The 17,468-nt window shown below is 62.5% G+C and carries 11 protein-coding genes; 5 read left to right on the top strand and 6 right to left on the bottom strand.

Annotation, left to right across the window (positions count from 1 at the left end; translation table 11 throughout):
• Window positions 1-3: 3 nt before the first annotated feature.
• Together CKW35_RS01630 and CKW35_RS27680 are read right to left on the bottom strand one after the other, a co-directional pair.
• A complete protein-coding gene (locus CKW35_RS01630; RefSeq protein WP_095114865.1) occupies window positions 4-909 on the bottom strand; it encodes a LysR family transcriptional regulator in 906 nt (301 codons plus the stop codon).
• A 150-nt stretch (window positions 910-1,059) separates the two neighbouring features.
• The gene (locus CKW35_RS27680; protein ID WP_143499713.1) at window positions 1,060-1,245 is read right to left on the bottom strand and encodes a hypothetical protein; all 186 of its coding nucleotides are present in this window, start codon (window positions 1,243-1,245) and stop codon (window positions 1,060-1,062) included.
• A 163-nt stretch (window positions 1,246-1,408) separates the two neighbouring features.
• On the opposite strand from CKW35_RS27680, the gene CKW35_RS01625 reads away from it, so the two are divergent.
• Window positions 1,409-1,795 (top strand): VOC family protein, encoded by a 387-nt coding sequence (locus tag CKW35_RS01625; RefSeq protein WP_016486075.1) that lies wholly within the window; start codon window positions 1,409-1,411, stop codon window positions 1,793-1,795.
• Window positions 1,796-1,825: 30 nt separating this feature from the next.
• A complete protein-coding gene (locus CKW35_RS01620) occupies window positions 1,826-2,395 on the top strand; it encodes a hypothetical protein (protein ID WP_016486074.1) in 570 nt (189 codons plus the stop codon).
• A gap of 104 nt (window positions 2,396-2,499) precedes the next feature.
• On the opposite strand, the gene CKW35_RS01615 is transcribed toward CKW35_RS01620, so the two are convergent.
• Window positions 2,500-4,173: an MFS transporter gene (locus tag CKW35_RS01615; protein WP_016486073.1), complete on the bottom strand. Its 1,674-nt coding sequence runs from the start codon at window positions 4,171-4,173 to the stop codon at window positions 2,500-2,502.
• Between the two features lie 207 nt (window positions 4,174-4,380).
• Between CKW35_RS01615 and CKW35_RS01610 the strand changes: the two genes are divergently transcribed.
• Complete coding sequence (locus CKW35_RS01610; RefSeq protein WP_023047283.1) at window positions 4,381-5,067, top strand: helix-turn-helix domain-containing protein; 687 nt, start codon at window positions 4,381-4,383, stop codon at window positions 5,065-5,067.
• On the opposite strand, the gene CKW35_RS01605 is transcribed toward CKW35_RS01610, so the two are convergent.
• From CKW35_RS01605 to CKW35_RS01595, 3 genes are all read right to left on the bottom strand, one after another.
• Window positions 5,029-5,931, bottom strand: coding sequence for a sterol desaturase family protein (locus CKW35_RS01605; RefSeq protein ID WP_095114864.1), 903 nt, complete (start codon window positions 5,929-5,931; stop codon window positions 5,029-5,031). The genes CKW35_RS01610 and CKW35_RS01605 overlap by 39 nt on opposite strands.
• A 245-nt stretch (window positions 5,932-6,176) precedes the next feature.
• Window positions 6,177-6,596 (bottom strand): VOC family protein, encoded by a 420-nt coding sequence (locus tag CKW35_RS01600; RefSeq protein WP_095114863.1) that lies wholly within the window; start codon window positions 6,594-6,596, stop codon window positions 6,177-6,179.
• 77 nt (window positions 6,597-6,673) lie between these two features.
• Window positions 6,674-7,600 (bottom strand): alpha/beta fold hydrolase, encoded by a 927-nt coding sequence (locus tag CKW35_RS01595; protein ID WP_016486069.1) that lies wholly within the window; start codon window positions 7,598-7,600, stop codon window positions 6,674-6,676.
• A gap of 184 nt (window positions 7,601-7,784) precedes the next feature.
• Between CKW35_RS01595 and CKW35_RS01590 the strand changes: the two genes are divergently transcribed.
• Window positions 7,785-12,674 (top strand): NEL-type E3 ubiquitin ligase domain-containing protein, encoded by a 4,890-nt coding sequence (locus tag CKW35_RS01590; protein WP_371855213.1) that lies wholly within the window; start codon window positions 7,785-7,787, stop codon window positions 12,672-12,674.
• A 169-nt stretch (window positions 12,675-12,843) separates the two neighbouring features.
• Window positions 12,844-17,322 (top strand): dermonecrotic toxin domain-containing protein, encoded by a 4,479-nt coding sequence (locus tag CKW35_RS01585; protein WP_095114861.1) that lies wholly within the window; start codon window positions 12,844-12,846, stop codon window positions 17,320-17,322.
• The last annotated feature ends 146 nt before the right edge of the window (window positions 17,323-17,468 follow it).

Raw genomic sequence — 17,468 nt, 5'->3', positions numbered from 1 at the left:
GCCTCAGAACTTCGCCAGTTCTTCCCGGCAAAACTCCACAAACAACTGTGCAGGCTTGGTCAGTTGCACCCGCTTCAACCACGCCGCCGCCAGCCCCGACAACGCCACCGGCTCGGCGATATCCAGGATGGCCAGACGCTGGCCGTCGTAGGTGTATTCCGAATGCGGCCGGGTCACCAGCAGCGAAAAACCGAAGCCCTGCCCGACCATGCCACGCACCATCTCGATCGACGGCGAGCTGAAGACGATGTTCGGCGTCAGGCCCATCTCGTTGAACAGGCTGACGAAGTAGGTGCGGCTGGGGGCCACGTCCAGCAGGATCATAGGCTCCGGGCACAGGTCGCGGAGCGACACGTGGGCCTGGCCGGCAAAGCGGTGGTTTTCCGGCAGCAGCACGTAGGGCTTTTGCGGCGGCATCAACGGCTCGGCTTCGATGGTGCCGTCCAGGTCATGATCATAAAGAAACGCCAGATCGAACGTGCCGGCGGTCAAGCCCTGGATCAGCTCCTGCTGCTCGCCGTCGCGCAGGCGGATATCCACGCCGGGGTAACGCTGGCGAAAGCCGGCGATCAGCCGCGGCAGATACAGCGGTGCGACGGTTTCGAAACAGCCAATGTCGATCTGCCCCGCCACGGTGTCGTTGTCGGCCAGGGCGTTCTGCTCGAATTCATGGGCCATCTGCAGCAGCGACCGGGTCTTGGCGTAGAAGCGCTTGCCGCTGGGCGTCAGTGATACGCCTTGGGCGTGGTGGCGGATGAACAACTGCACACCAAAGCTTTCTTCCAGGCTCTTGATGGCCGTGGAGATGGACGGCTGGGCAATGTACAGCTGGCGCGAGGCCTCAGCCACGCTGCCGGCCTCCACGGTGGTGACGAAGTACTTCAGTTGTCGCAAGGTATAGGCAGCCACAGGGTACCTCTCTGACGCTGGTCTGGGCAGACTGGGATCATGCCTGACACTTTACCCCTGACCAGCGGCGAGTGGGTGCTGAGAGCGGAAGGATTTACCTATGCCTTGCACAGGTTTTTTGTATGGGCCGAGTTGCCCCGGCCCGTTGCTTCACTCGAATTCCGGGTTCTCCGGAACGCAGTCCTCCCCAATCTGCTTGTACCCCGACTCACAGCCCATTGCGCAAACCGGGGCCACGCTCCGCTTGCGCCGGGACAGCGTTGCAGACGGCTTGGCGGCATCCGCCTGATCGTTATCACGGGTGTCTGGCAGGTCTTTCATCGGTTCATCTTGCACGCATTGCACTCCTTGGTGGGTTAGGTAAGGCCAGGCCAACGATAGGTCGCGCATCCACTGCCACGCAGCGGGAAAAAAGCCCCACAGGCAATGCAGCCACTGGTCAAAAACGCCCTAACGTCTTTACTGATAGTCATCGGCCCCAGGTAAACGGTGTGCGCTTATGAAGATCGTGGTCACCAGCATTCTCGTCGACGACCAGGCCAAGGCCCTGGCCTTCTACCACTACGTACTCGGTTTCGAGCCCAGACATGACATTCCCATGGGCCGGCACCGCTGGCTGACCCTGACCTCCCCCAACGATCCCAGTGGCGTCGAACTGCTGCTCGAGCCCGACGCGCACCCGGCGGCCAAGGTGTACAAGGCCGCCTTAAAGCAGGACGGGATCCCCGCCACTTCGTTTGGCGTACGTGATATCCAGGCCGAATACACACGGCTGTGTGCAGCGGGCGTGCAGTTCACCCGGCCGCCCACCGACATGGGCCCCGTCACCGTGGCCGTATTCGATGACACCTGTGGCAACCTGATCCAGATCGCCCAGAAACACTGACACCCCAACGCGCACCAATAAGGAAAACAGATGCGCCACGAATTCAGCGAAGTACTCAACGACCTGGTCGATTACTTTCTGCTTGGCGATATCCAGCTGCTCGAGCGCTTCAAGCAAGAGCATGAGCTTGCAGATGACCTGGCCTACGCCTTCACCCATGACGACAGCGGCGACAAGGCGGTGCGCGAAGGCATCGTGCTGCCGCTGGCCGGGGTCGACAACCTGCCTTACCGCATCCTGTTCACGCTCGATGGCCATACCCCGGCCCTGCGCGAAGCCGGCAGCCGGCTCAAGCACCGGCGCAATGGCTATGTGCTGCGCGTGGAGCATGGGGCGCTGATGCTGTACACCTGGCGCATCCTGCAGCACTTCACGCCCAAGACCCTGGGTGACCTGATTGCCCGCTACCAAGTGCCGGGGCGGCCCATCATCGAGCTGGACAACGGCTGGTATGACGTGGAAGTGCTGGCGGGGGCGCTGGTGCGCGACGGGCTGTACGAGCCGGCGTTCGAATTCGTGTTGAAAAAGCGCTGGAGCCGGGGTGAGCCAGTTGACGTGGATACGGGGTATACCTTCGGCTTGCGAGGGTACTTCGACTGATTGACTGCCTGTGCCGGCCGCTTCGCGGCTAAACCCGCTCCCACATGTACAACACAGTCTGTGAGAGCGGGCTTGCCCGCGAAGCGGCCGGCACAGCTGCCCCATCAGTTGATATCCCGGTCCTTGGTCTCTGGCAGGAACAGTATCCCCAACACCGCCGTCATTACCGCGATCACGATCGGGTACCACAAGCCGTAATAGATATCCCCGGTAGCCGCCACCATGGCAAACGCAACCGTGGGCAAGAAGCCGCCGAACCAGCCATTACCGATGTGATAAGGCAGCGACATCGAGGTGTAGCGGATACGCGCCGGGAACAGCTCCACCAGCCAGGCAGCGATTGGCCCGTAGACCATGGTCACGTAGATCACCAGGATGGTCAGCAACAGCAGCACCATCGGGTAGTGGATCTTCGCGGGGTCGGCCTTTTCCGGGTAGCCTGCTTCTTTCAACGCACCACTCAAGGTGGCGGTAAACGCCTCGTTCTGCACTTTGAAATCCGCTGCGGCCATGCTGCTGCCTTCAAAGCTTGGCAGTACCCGCTCACCGATACGAATCTGCGCCACGCTGCCAGGTTCGGCCGCCTGGTTGGTGTAAGGAATGGCGCGCTTGGCCAGCAGGCTCTTGGCAATGTCGCAGGAGCTGGTGAATTTGGCCTTGCCCACCGGGTCGAACTGGAACGCGCACTGGCCAGGGTCAGCCACCACCACGACCGGGTTCTGCTCCTGGGCGACGAACACGTCCGGGTTGCCGTACTCGGTCAGCGCCTTGAAGATCGGGAAATAGGTCAGCGCAGCGATGATGCAGCCGGCCATGATGATTTTCTTGCGGCCAATGCGGTCGGACAGGCTGCCGAAGAATATGAAGAACGGCGTGCCGATCAGCAACGAGCCAGCAATCAGCAGGTTGGCCGTCTGCGGCTCGATCTTGAGCATCTGCAACAGGAAGAACAGTGCATAGAACTGCCCGGTGTACCAGACCACGGCCTGCCCGGCGGTGCCGCCCAGCAGCGACATGATCACCACCTTGAGGTTGTCCCAGCGGGCGAACGACTCGGTCAGCGGTGCCTTGGATGCCTTGCCCTCGGCCTTCATCTTAAGGAACACCGGCGACTCGTTGAGCTGCATGCGGATGTACACCGAGATTGCCAGCAGCAGGATCGACAGCAGGAACGGTACCCGCCAGCCCCAGGCCTCGAACACCTCGGTACCCATGACCGTGCGGCAGGTCATGATGACCAGCAGCGACAGGAACAGCCCCAAGGTCGCGGTGGTCTGGATCCAGGCGGTAAAGAAGCCGCGTCGGCCCTTCGGCGCATGTTCAGCCACATAGGTGGCCGCCCCGCCGTACTCGCCACCGAGGGCCAGGCCCTGCAGCAAGCGCAAGGTCACGAGGATGATCGGCGCTGCCACGCCGATCGCGCTGTAGCTCGGTAGCAGGCCCACCAGTGCCGTGGACAGGCCCATGATCACAATGGTGATGAGGAAGGTGTGCTTGCGCCCGATCATGTCGCCCAGGCGACCGAACACGATAGCCCCGAATGGCCGTACGGCAAAACCGGCGGCAAAGGCCATCAAGGCGAAGATGAACGAGGTGGTTTCATTGACACCGGCAAAGAAGTGCTTGGCGATGATCGCGGCCAGTGAACCATACAGGTAGAAGTCGTACCATTCGAACACCGTGCCCAGAGACGAGGCGAAGATGACCTTGCGCTCCTCCTTGGTAATGCCGCGTTGGGGCGCGCTACTGCCCGTGGATGCGCTGTCGATAACCGCCATGGGTTGCCTCCGTCTTGTCGTCATGCAGGCCGGAGCACCTCACAGGGAGTGAGTCACATCCCTTTCACCGTCGCACCCAGGCCCTAGGGCTTGCTTTGGTTGCGCGAAGCACGACGAGGCGGGCCGCCTCGGATCGCAGCAAGGTAAATGAAGCATAATCGGCTTTGCCGGGATATCCACCCGCCTGGCGCTACACAAGAGGGCGGCATGAACGACAAGGCAACACCGGGCTGGCAGGGCGACATCTGGTTGGCTGACGATTACTGCCTGCTGCGATCTACGCTCGGCAGGACCGACAGCCACGTGCACTACGCGCATCAGATACTTGTCGGCCTCGGTGCGGATGTCGAGGTGCGCCTGGGCGAGCAGATCTGCAGCGGCCCGCAGGTGCTGATCGCGTCGCGGCAACCCCATGCCATCCTCAGTCATGGCGTACCCTGCCTTACCCTGTTCGCCGAACCGCTGGCGTTCGACCTGGCAGACCTTGCCCAGGCCTGCGAGCAAGCCGGCAACAGCGCAGAGCTTCTGGCTGAGAGCCTGGGGCGCTGGCCGCGTCGCCCGCTCGACCCGCGACTGGAAAAAGCCCTCGAGCGAATTCGCGCACTCGACCACAAGACATTGCCGGCCCAGGAACTGGCCAGCACTGCAGCGCTGTCGATCAGCCAGCTGGAACGCCTGTTCAGCGGCTCACTGAAACTGTCAGTGCGCCGGCTGGTGCTGTGGCAGCGCTTGCGCGTGGCCCTGCAACGGGCGCTGGGCGGCGCCAGCCTGACCGAAGCGGCATTGGCGGCGGGGTTTGCCGACTCGGCGCATTTCACCCGCAGCGTTCGCCACCAGTTCGGCCTCAGCCCCGGGTCAGTTTTGCGTCACTTGCGCCTCCGTACGCTCGGCTAAAGCCTGGCGCAGTCCGACCGGCAATAGCGCAGGTGGGTGAAACTCCCCGCTCACCCACGGCTCACGCAATTGCGCCAGGTACGCCTGCGGGTAGTCAGGCCGATCACCGATGCCCATGTCGTCATCCGCCAGCGCATAGCCTGGCAAGTACAGTAGCGTGCCAAGCAGGCGGTCCCAGAGCGGAAAGAACAGCGCAAAGTTGACGTCGCCGGTGCGGCCGTACTTCAGGTGATGCAGGCGATGCACCGGCGCCCAGGCAAACACATGGCGCAAGCCGCCGATGCGCATGTCCACATTACTGTGCTGTAACAACAGCTGGATAGACACACTGAATGCCAGCAACGCTGCCACATCCACGGGTAAGCCGAGCAGTAGCAGCGGCAAGGTGCCGCCCAAGGTTTCGAGCAACTGGTGAAGAGGGTGTTTCATCAACCCATTGAAGCCGTACAAGCGGGTGACACTGTGGTGCACCGCATGCAGCCGCCACAGCAGCGGGCTACGGTGGCTGGCGTAATGCACCAGGGTGATGCCCAGGTCGGCCAACGCAATGGCCAGCAGCAACTGCAAGGCCAACGGCCACTGATCAGGCCAAAACCCTGCTCCCGGCAGCCAGTGGGCAAGTAGCGGGATGCCCGCCACACTGCAGAGGGTCAGGCATTCGTTAATCAGTGCGTGGCAAAGGTCGCGGCGGCCATCGCCTTGTGTCTGGTTCCAGGCGGCCTTGTAGGGGATGAGTCGTTCGCAGGTGAATGACAGCAACACCGCACTGGCCAGCAGTGGCAGCAGCCACAACGGGTGGTCTGCCAATGACAGTGCCGCGGCAATGTAACCGAAGAAAAATAGCGGGGCGTAGAGGGTGCGCATGGGTGACTCCAGTTTGTCAGGAGCCACCAGTGTCGGGCCTGAGGCCAGGTAGGCGCTTGAAAGAACGGCGCATGCACAGCCGCTGAATCGGGGATGAATGCCCCCTTGGGTTCTGCTGCCACACAGAGACAGTGGTCTTGTGGGAGCGGGCTTTGCCGGTGTTCGCGGGCCAAGCCTGTTTCCACAGGGGCCGCGTCAAAGTCGAGAAAAACGTTCGATCCAGTGCTCGCGAATGCACAGGTCGCTCATATCGCCTCCGCGACTGGCCCCTTCAACTCCACCTGGTTGCCATCCGGGTCGTAGCAGTACAGGGACAGCCCCTCGCCTTCGGCGCCATAACGCTGTTCTGCGGGCTCGACCGTTACCCCGGCGGCTTCCAGGTAGGCGGTCAATGCGGCCTCGTCGAACGGCTCGATCCGCAGGCAGAAATGGTGCAGGTTGCGCCCCTCCACCCCCGGCGCCGCCCCGCCTGGCCGCCCCAACGGGCCGTCCAGGGTTACCAGGTCGATCATCGCCGTACCCGTGGCCAGGTGCACCATGCCCAGGTCTTCCCGTACGCGGCTCACATGGCAGCCGAGCAACCCGGTGTAGAAAGCAACGCTGCGCGGCAGGTCGCTGACGCGCAACACAAGGTGATCGATGTGCTTGATGGTGAACGGTCGCATGCCTGGGCTCCCTTTGGCGTTTTACGCAATGACGTTGGCCACCTTAGCCCAGGTCGCTGGAGCGTGACCAGAATCAGCTACTCATTCACCAACCGTTGCAGCACGCCGCCTTCATGCTGCGCGAGTATTCGCAACAGTTGGTCGACCAGCGCCCGGTCCGGGGCATCCAGGTGGAAGTGGTGCCCACCCGGGTGCCAGGAGACCTTCGCCTGGCTGGGCAAGGCCGCCTGACGCCGGGTAAAAGCCTCACCGGTGAATGCACCCTGCCGGCCGAACAGCAGGTACAACGGGCAGCGGATCTGGTTGAGCAGGTCGCAGGCGTCGCGCTCGGTCAGCGGCATGGGTTCGGGCAACACCAGGCGCGGGTCGTGGCGCCAGCAATAGCCATCACCCAGTTGCAGCAGGTCGCGCAATGCCAGCAGCCGTGCGGCACCTTCCGACAGTTCGGTGTCGAGGCGCTCGCGGCGTTGCGCCAGGGCAATGTCCAGGTCTTCGAAGCGGCCAACGTCCGGCTCGGCGAAACCCGGCAGCTGGCTGCGCTGCACCATGCGCTTGAGCCGATAGGCCCGCGCCAGGTGCTGCACGCGGTCATCCTCGGCCACCGTGAACGGTGCACCCATGCCGTCGAGGAAGGTCATGCTGACGATGCCACTGGTCATGGCCGCCAGCAACGATGCAACACCGGTGCCCATGCCATGGGCCAGCACATGAAACTGTGACAGGCCCAGGCTGTCGGTCACCGCCAACATATCTTCGGCGTGCTCCCACAGGTAGTAGCCGCTGTCATGCCGGCGATGGTCCGAACGGCCATGACCGACCAGGTCGGGGGCCACAACGAAGCAGCCGTCCAGCATCGGTGCCAGGCGTTCGAACGAGGCAGCGTTGTCCAGCCAGCCATGCAAGGCCAGCACCGGGATACCGTCTTCGGCCCCCCAGGTACGCACCGCTATTTCAATACCATCGAGGTCAAGCAGATGATCTTTCGGACTGCACAGCGAACGCATTGCAATTCTCCTTGGCTGAAGCCTGCGCCATGGCCTGCTTCACCCTCTCGCAGATGCCCCCTCGCTGCTAGCCCCTCACCGACCCGTGCATGCGCAGGACCGACCGGTGCCGACATCTATCTACCGCACCATGGCGCCTTCATCAGCGTGGACTATTCACCCCCCAACGCAAGAGATCGTTGCCATGACCCACCCCACGCCCTTACATCAAAGCCAGATAACCCGAACACTGCCGAAATGGAGCAAGGCGCTGCACCCCGCACATACGCGTACCGTGCTGCAAAGCCTGCGCAAGGAATACCTGGCTGAAGATGGCACCCCTTACTCGTGGTACGCCACTGCCGATGAGCAAGCGCGTGAGCAGTTGCACAGCGCTATCGAAACGCGGGACAAATACCTAGCGCAAGTCCGGCAGGCCTTGGCGGGTTTCAAGGACATCATCGACTTCTGCACCCCTCTGCTGACCCGGCAGTTGCAGGTAAGCGTGCCCGTAGACAGGGCGCAATATGTCTTCCAGCCCTTCGAACCCACAGCCAACATCTGGGTCGGCGTACCCGCTGTAGAAACGCCCTTGGTCCCGGACCTTGAGGTGGACGTCCTTGCCACTCGCCCCGTGGGCGAGCCGCAAACCCGCAGTTTGCTGGAGGCTGCCCTGCACAACTTCGAGGGCCTGGACGAAGTCGGTGCGTACAGCAGGCTCACCAGCGCTGCTGGCAGCGATACGCCCCTGCCTGGCCTGACGATGGCGGACTTCGTCAACCATTGTCGGGCGCTGGACCTTGGCGAACGCTATCAAGCGCATTTGCTTGCCACCCACGAAGGCGCCAATCGCGCCGAAATCCAGCACCTGTCGATAGCAGCAAATCGTGAATCCCTCAGGGTCCAGGCACTGATGGCAAAGCTCAAAGGCCTGTTGAGCAGACCTGGGCTCGAGGCGCTTATGCAGCTGTGCAACGGCCAGCCTCAGCCCACCTATGAAAACCAGCCATTGCATTGCTGGAACTTCAGCCTGTTCGAGATCCCCGTTCACGACGTGCTGTTCATGGGGCCAGACGATCCGGACCGGCAAAACCCCTGTATCGTGTACATACCTGGCGACAGCGAGCACCCGGTAAGGGAGTTTGCTTCTCGTCAGGACGCGGGCAAGCACCTGCGCAGCCGGCTATTGCAAAGCGGGTTTCGCCGAGCCCTGGTGCAATGCGCCTACAAGGACAGGCAAAAGGAACTGGCCGAAGCACTGGAACATGCGCTGTTCGAACAGGATGAAGCCGGCAGACGCACACCCAGAAGCACCCCCGTCCTCCGTTTCACGCCCTCGCCCATCCGAACCGACCCTTGGACGACCTTGTACAACGCACACCTTGCGCGCATGAAGGCCGACGCAAAAACCATTGCAGTCCCTACCGCTGAGGTCGACGCCAGAGCCCGTGACAAGCGCCTGAAGCACTGGCTCGACTGGGGTATGAATGTCCTCAACGTCGCCGCCTTTTTTGTGCCGGGGTTGAACACGGTCATGCTGGGCGTTTGCGCATACGATCTGATGAGCTCGGTGTTCACCGGGTTCGAGGCGTGGGAAGAAGGTGATACCCGGCAAGCACTGGCGCAACTGGAATCGTTGGCCGTCAATGCGGCAGTGATTGCCGGCTTTGCCACGGGTGCCAAGATCGTCCAGGCATCAGGCTTTGTCGATGCGCTGACCAGTGTGTGGCATGAAGACAAAGAAGTGCTCTGGCACCCCGACATGAAGCCATACGCGAGCACAGCGCCCATCCCTGATCAGGCTCAACCCGATTCGCTCGGCCATGTGCACGTCGGTGGGAAGACCTTTCTCAAACTGGACGGCACGCTGTACGAAGTGTTTCAGGACGCAGCACAACAATGGCGCGTTCGCCACCCCGATGACGCGCAGGCCTATGCCCCACCCCTGCTGCATCATGGTAACGCTCGCTGGCAACTGGCACATGAACAGCCTCTGGAATGGGACGGCGCACAACTCATGCGCCGCCTCGGCAGCTATAGCACAGGCCTGGACGACAGCGAACTGGAAAACGCCATGCGCATTACCGGTACTGATCAAACCGTGTTGCGCCGCACCCACGCTGCCGGCGTGCGTCCACCTGCCTTGTTGCTCGACACGCTACTGCGCCTGCAACTGGATAACCAGGCACAACACATCATCACCCGCGTACGCCATGGGCTACCGCTGGCTGCGCACGAGAACTTTGCCTTACCCGAGTTGCTGCGCCTGCCGGGCTGGCCTGAGGGGAACGTGATCAAGGTTTACCAAGGGCCAGAACCTTGGGGCGAATCGGTGCGCTACGGCGCTATCGACACGGTTGGCCAGGTAGAAATCGAGGTTACCCGTAGTGATCTGGACAATGGCCAGCTGAGCCAGACCGTGTTGGCTCAGCTGGATGAAGAAGCCATTCTGCAGTTGCTCGGTGACACGCCGACCGAGCACAGATCATCTACCCTGAACCATAAACTCGCACAACGCCTTGAACAACATCGCGAGGCTCTGTTGAGCAGCCTGCAACAAAGTCACCGGCCCACCCTCCCCCCCACCGTACAACCTCTCGCCCGGCAGTTTCCCGGCCTGCCGGACAGCGCGCTCGAAGCATTGCTGGCCAACATCAGCACCGTGGAGCAGGAACGCCTGGCAAACGGACGTGTGCCTCTTCGCATTGCCGAGGAAGCCCGCCTTCTGCAAGCACGGGGGCGGCTTGACCGCGCCATCCTTGGCATCTTCAGGCCCAGCCTGGCTAATGACGACAGCCAGCGCCTGATACAAGCGCTGCAAGCTGAGCACCCACAGGCCGACTCGGCCCAGTTGCTGCAACTCGCCCTGGGCGATCGCCAGCACTGCGCCTCACTGCTCGGCCAGCAACCGATCAACCCCAGATTCCGCTCCCCCTTGCGATTGGCCAGCGGCCAGCTTGGCTATCCCCTGAGCGGCCGAGGCTCCCAAGGGCGCGCCTTGCCAGCCGCGCGCCGGCTTCGGGCACTGTACCCCGAGCTCAGCGGCCAGCAGATCAGCGCACTGCAAACCGAACTTGCCTTGGGAGGCGACCTGGGCAGCGTGATCAGTCGGCTTGAAGTAGAGCAACGCACCCTCAACCGAGATCTCAATCGCTGGATTAACACCTCAGCCACCCTTGACGAACGCTTTGATCGGCAGCGGTGCACGGCGCGACTGCTGAGTGCTTCGCGCCGAGAAGGCGGCACGCAACGCGCAGCACTTGTGCTGAACCATATGCACATGGAAGCGCTGCCACCGTTCACTGCCCCTATGCCGCATATCCGGCAACTGGTAGTTGATGGGCTGCAGATGCGGCGCCTGGAAAGCGGTTTTTTGCCAAACTTCCCTAACCTGGAAACCCTGGAAATCATCGGCAACCCGGATATGGACGCCGAAACATTGTTCGAGGCACTCAAGTCTGCGCCACGGCTACGCGAACTGGCCCTGACAGACAATGGCTTGACCAGCCTTTCAGCCACTGCCCGACAGGCCATCGGGGCGATGCCCGGCCTGAGGGTACTGATCCTCAGCCGTAATCGGCTACGGCTCGATACTGCCAGCCTGGCCTTCCTGACGCGTTTACCCCTGGATGGACTTGGCCTGAGCAGCAACCAGATCACACTTGATGAAAGCCTGGCCGCCCAGTTTCAGGACATGATCCACCCCAGGGTGCTGCACCTGTCGGGCAACCCCCTGCGGCTGGCGCCAGACCTGCGCTTCATGGCCCGCCTGAGCCATCTGGACCTCGAGGGTTGCCAACTGCAGCAGTGGCCGGACAGCCTGACAATCCTGATGAGCCAGCCGCAGTATCAGCTGCGCTATCTGAACCTCTCCTTCAACCGCATTCGTACCCTGACAGATTTGCCAGGTGTGCTGCGAACCCCGTTCGCCCGCGATGTCGCGGCGCGCTTGCCGGAGCGCCGCTGGCTGTTCAACTACAACACCTTGGAAGCCCAAACACGCGCACGCCTGGGCAGCAGTGGCGTCAACGTATTCGAGCACGCTGGCGACATGCCGCAGTGGCAAGGCCTGTACCGTGGCCAGGCGAGCAGTGCCGAAGAGCAACTGTGGCGCGACCTGTTCGACCAAGGTGAGAATGCGGCGGTGCTTGGGGTGCTGGAGCGGCTTGCCCAGTCGGCAGAAGCGCGGCGCGATGCCGTGGCGTTGAGGGAGCGTGTCTGGAGCTTGCTGGAGAACGCTGCCCAGGACACCGTGCTGCGCGAACGCCTGGCCACAGTGGCCGGCGATTTCCCGCCAACCTGTGGCGATGCAGGTGCCGACGCTTTCAGTGCCTTGGAGATAGAAGTGCTGGCCCACGAAGCTGCAGGCCAGGCCGGTAGCCGAGCGGCCGATCTGCTGAACCTGTATTGCAAGTTGTATCGACGCGATCAGGTCAACCAACTGGCCGACCGTATCAGCTTGAAAAGGTCCGTGCGCAAACAGGCACTGCTCGATGGCGTCTTTAACGGCGACCTCCCCCCATACGACGAGCTCGACGACCCCTCAGCCTTTCCAGACATCGACCTTGAAACGGGGCTGGTGGACGATATCGAGCTGCGCCTGGCCTTGCGCCAGTCCTTGGCGACTGCGCTGGATTACCCTGAGCCGAGCCGAGGCATGCTGTATCGCGACACGGCCAGGGTCAACCAGACAATCATCAACCGTGTGAAAGCAGCAGTCGTGGCACTTGATACAGACGCCACAGCCCGGGAGCAATGGTTAAACCAGCAGCCGGGCTGGGTGGAGTACCTGAAACGGGAGCATGCGGCACAGTTCAGCCTGATAACCGATTTTTGGCGGCCAGGCCTGGACTACCTCTACTACTGCCTGGATGAAACCGCCGACCCGGTAACGTCCCTGGACAACTCTGTGCTACGAGCATTGACCAGCGTCATGCCGGAAAACCCCTTGGATGCTCGGGGTGTTCTGCATCGCGTGGCGATCACCGAGCAGCAGTACCGTCAAGGCGTGGACTTGCTGACTGCCGAGCAGCAGCAGGTGGAACACGGCCTGCTGACAAGCCTCACTCGCCAGACGCAGACAATGGGCAGTTAACCCGCAGTCATTGGCCGCGCAAGCCTTCAAGTAAGGCCTGCCGGCCACCTGCCTGACAGAACGCACGCAACACCCGCATACGCATGAGCGCCCTGGGCAGGCAATTATCTACCGCACAGTGCGCCCGCGTATGCGGCCCCATAGCGGCTCCCGTACACGGAGTGCCGACATGAGCCACACCCCTTATCACCACGCGCAAATGGCGCGTACCCTGCCCGGCTGGAGCAAGGCATTGCATGGCGAGCATGCCCGCCAGATCACGGCGCGCTTGCACAAGGACTACCAGGACGGCCAGGGCAATACCTACGCCTGGTATCAACAGGCAGACGAAGCTACCCGCCAAGCCCTGCAGCGCGCCATCGCCAAACGCGATGCAAGCAGCAGGGCCTTGCAGGCAGCGCTCGGCAACTTGCAGGGCGTCACCGAGTTCTGCGCCCCTTTGCTGCAAAAGCAGCTGAACATCGACACCCCGGTCACCCAGGCGCAATACGTTTATCAAGCGACCACGGTCAAGCAACCCGTCGGGCTGCCCACGGGTCCGGCAGTGCCCCATGAGCAGGGCGAGATCGTTGCCAAGGGGGCCCCGCAGTACCGCAGCCTGCTCGAAGCGGCCCTGCACAACTTCGAAGGCACTGCCGACACCACGCGGTTCAGTCGCCTGCAGCACAGCCGGCAGGACATCAGGGCCATGGCTGGTCTGACGTTGACAGGCTTCATTGAGCAATGCCGGGCGCTAAACCTGGGTCAGCGCTACCAGCTGCACCTTGACCAAATCTTCGCCGGGCCAAACAGAACCGAACTGCAAGCGCTGGCCATCAACGCACGGCGTGACGAGTTTCGTGTGCAAACCCGTATCGCTGGCTGCAAAGGCCACCTCAGCGCCCCCGGCGCTCTCGCGTTGCATGGCCTGTGTGCCGAACGCGCCGACCCCACCTATCAAGGGCGTCCCCTGCGTTGCTGGCAGTTGCAGCTGTTTGGCATCCCGATCCATGAGCTGCTGTTCATTGCCCCCCTGCAAAACCGCAAGCACGACCCGGTATTTCTCTACAACCCGATGGATGTCGATGCGCTCAGGGAGTTCGCCTCGCTGGGCGAAGCACGCAAGTATTTGCGCCAACAGCTGATGCAGGACGACTACCGCAAGCGCTTCGTCGCCCTGGCATTGCAGTCACAGCAGGCTACCTTGAGCAAGCGGCTCGAGCGCGCCCTCTACAGCAACGCCGACCAGGAAGAAGGGGCGCAGCTGAAACCCCGCAAGTCGGTACACCTGGAATCCATCGACAGAAGCTTGCCCGATGCCCCTTGGGGCCTACTGGAGTCCAGCCACCTTGCGCGCCTGAGAGCGGATGCTCGCAGGGTCGCGGTTCCCACCGAAGATGTTGACGCCAGGGTACGCTTGCAGAACATCGAATACTGGCTGGACCTGGGTATGACCGTGCTGAATGTCGCAGCGATGGTCGTGCCATGCCTGAACCCGATCATGTTGACCCTCGGCGCCGCGCAAATCATGGGCAGTGTATTCGAGGGCATCTCGGCCTGGGAGGAAGGTGACAATGAAGAGGCTGCAGCCCAGCTTGGGTCGGTGCTGCTGAACATTGTCACGGTCGCTGCCGTAGGTGGCGGTGCCGTGGCGCTGAAGGCTTCCGGCTTTGTCGACGCCATGCAGAGCATCGTCAAGGATGGCAAGGACTACCTGTGGAACGCCACGTTGAAGGACCATGCAAGCCCCGTGTCGATTGGCGAAGACCTTGAACCCGATGTGCAGGGCCGTTACACGGTTGACGGGCGTCACTACATACGTATCGAGGGTGTTGTGTACGAACAGTTGCAGGAACGCGGCCAATGGCGGATCCCCCACCCGCAAGACCCGCAGGCCTATCGGCCAGTGATTCGGGACAATGGCGCAGGCGCGTGGCGCGCGGCACACGAAGTGCCTCTGGAGTGGGATGACCTGCAGCTCTTGCGGCGTTTGGGGCCGATCAGTGAGGGCCTGACTGACAGCGAGTTGCAGGCCGCGCTGGAGTGCTCAGGGGTGCAAGGTGATGAACTGCGCCACACCCAGGTGGCCGCACAGTATCCGCCCACCTTGCTGGCCGACGCACTCGAGCGGTTGAAAGCGCCAAACCCGCCCAGGCTACCCGAAGAGGCCGGGCCGCTGGGCAGGCAATTCCCAGGCCTGCCGCAGCATGCCATCGAGCAGATCATGGCCAGGACCTGTGCCCGTGAACGCCTGCTGATGGCCCAAGGCAGGGTGCCCTTGCGCGTTGCCGAAGAGGCCCGGGCCCTGCAGGCACACACCCGCCTGAGCAGGGCCTTGCTGGGGCTGTATCGCACTGATCTGGCCACCGCCGACAGTGAGGTACTGGACCTTGCGCTGCAAGCAGAACACCCTGATCTCGATGCGCGCCAACGGTATCACGTGGCCATCGCCGACCGGGGGCATGCGGCCAGCCTGATCGGGCAACAGCCCATCAGGCCTGGTTACCGTTCGCCAATGCGCCTGGCCGATGGGCGCGTTGGCTACCCACTCAGCGGGAGGCTGCCTTGGCCCAATACTGCAGATCGACGTTTGCGTGCGCTCTACCCTGGCCTGAACGCAAGCGCACGCAATACATTGCGGGGCCAGCTACGCCAGCGCGGTAGCGTCTCGGCACAGCTCAGGGCACTGGAAATCGAGCGCGACACCCTTGACGACTCGCTGCGTGACTGGGCGAACCAAGGCAGTGAAAGCCAGCGCAACGCGCGCACCGTGGTGCGTGAACTGTTCAATGCCGCCTGGCGCCGTGACGACCCGTACAGCCTGACACTGCAAGACCTGGAACTCGACACCCTGCCATCACTGCCAGCGCGCTTCGATCACATCACCACCTTGAACATCCGCGCCATTGGCATCCGCCAGATACCGTCAGACTTTTTCCAGAGCTTCCCCTCGCTGCGCGTCCTGCGCCTGACGCAAAACCCAGAACTCGACTTCGAAGGGCTGTTCCAGGCACTGGCGGCCACCCCGCAACTCGAAGTACTGGATCTGGGCAACAACCAGTTGAACAGCCTGACTGAGGTAATGCGTCACCGGCTGGGTGGCCTTACCCGCCTGCGCCGGCTGAGCTTGCGTTTGAACAGGTTGCAGCTTGCCGAAGCCGACCTGCAGACCCTTGCACGGTTACCCCTCGAATACCTTGACCTGGAGAACAACCACATTGCGTTGAGTGAAGCCCTGGCAGCGCGTTTCGCCGACCTGCGCAGCCTGCGCCATCTGCGCCTGACCAACAACCCGCTGGGGCAGGCGCCTGACGTGACCGGCCTGACATTCCTGGCCAACCTGCAACTGCGCAACTGCGGCCTGCGTGAATGGCCACGTGGCCTCACCTCGCTGATGACGCCGACCGCCCCGCAATTGCGTCACCTCAGCCTGAGCTACAACCCGATCGGCGAGGTGCCGGACCTCGATCAGGTACTGGCCAGCCCCTTTGCCGAAGCCTTGCGTACGCCTGGACGCGATAGCTTCTGGGACTTCAATGAAAACAACCTGGATGCCGCCAGCAACCGCCGGCTGCGCACGGCAGGGGTCGAAGTGCACGGCGCCGATCAGCTGTCGGATATCAGCGAGGACTTCTGGCTGGTGGATGCCAGCCCGGAACAGGCGCAGCTCTGGGACGCGCTGTTCGAGGGTGATGCAAACCGCCATTTGCGCGAAGTGGTCGAACGCGTGGCACGCTCGCAGCAAGCCGAGCGCAACCTGCGAGCGCTGACCCAGCAGGTTTGGCAGCTGCTTGAACAGGCCGGACGTGACGAGGCGTTGCGCACCCATCTGGACAATGTCGCGCAAGATTACCCACCTACCTGTGGCGACGCCGGCACCGATGCATTCAGTGCCCTGGAGCTCGAAGCCCAGGTGTTCAGGCAAGTGGCCGAGGAAGCGGAGCGCCCTGCCTACCTGTTCACCTTTTTCAGAAACCTCTATCGCCGCGAAATGGTCAACGCGCTGGCCGAACGGATTCAGCTTGCCCGCCTGGCCCGCCAGGCGCGCCTGCTGGAGCTGGAACGGCTGCCCGCCCAGGCTCAGCCCGCAAGGCTTGACGTACCTGAACTGGACCCCCTGGACGAACTGAGTGACGACGCCCTGCTCACCGGCGGCACTGACCTGATCGAAATACGCCTGGCCTTGCGCCAGTCACTGGCAGAGCCGCTCAATTTCCCGGAAACCAGCCAAGGCATGCTGTATCGCCAAGAAGCGATGATCTCGGCACGTGTGGCCAGCAATGTCGAACGCGCTGTCCTGCAGCTCGACGATACTGTTGCCGAACGCAGGGCCTGGGTTGCCCGGCAGCCCAGCTGGCAACGCTACCTTGCCCAGCGCTTCGCCAGCCGCTTCGCCGCGCTGGATGAGCGTTGGTACCACGGCATGCAGTACCTGGATTATTGCCTGGATGGCGAAAGCGAAGCCGTCACCTTATTGGATGGCGCGGTGCTGCAAACCCTCACCGAGGTACTGCCCGCGCCACCGCTGGATGTAAACGGTCAATTGCACAGGATGGACTTGGGTAGCCAGGCTTACGACCTGGCCAGTCGGCGCCTGAATGCCGGGCGTGACCAGCAGCGCGAGGCATTGTTCGAAACGCTGACCCACGCGCAAGACCCGAACCGCTGAGCCTCTCATTTGAACAGGTTCACCTGAAGCCTCTCAGTCACGCCATTTGGGGCCGCTTTGCGGCCCTTCGCGGGCACGCCCGCTCCCACAGGGACTGCACATTTGGGAAGCTGTGGGACCGGGCGTGCCCGCGAGGGGCTGCAAAG

Source organism: Pseudomonas sp. Irchel 3F3, assembly GCF_900187545.1.
In the GTDB taxonomy this organism is placed as follows: Bacteria; Pseudomonadota; Gammaproteobacteria; order Pseudomonadales; family Pseudomonadaceae; genus Aquipseudomonas; species Aquipseudomonas fortuita.
This window is presented reverse-complemented; position numbering and strand designations above follow the sequence as displayed.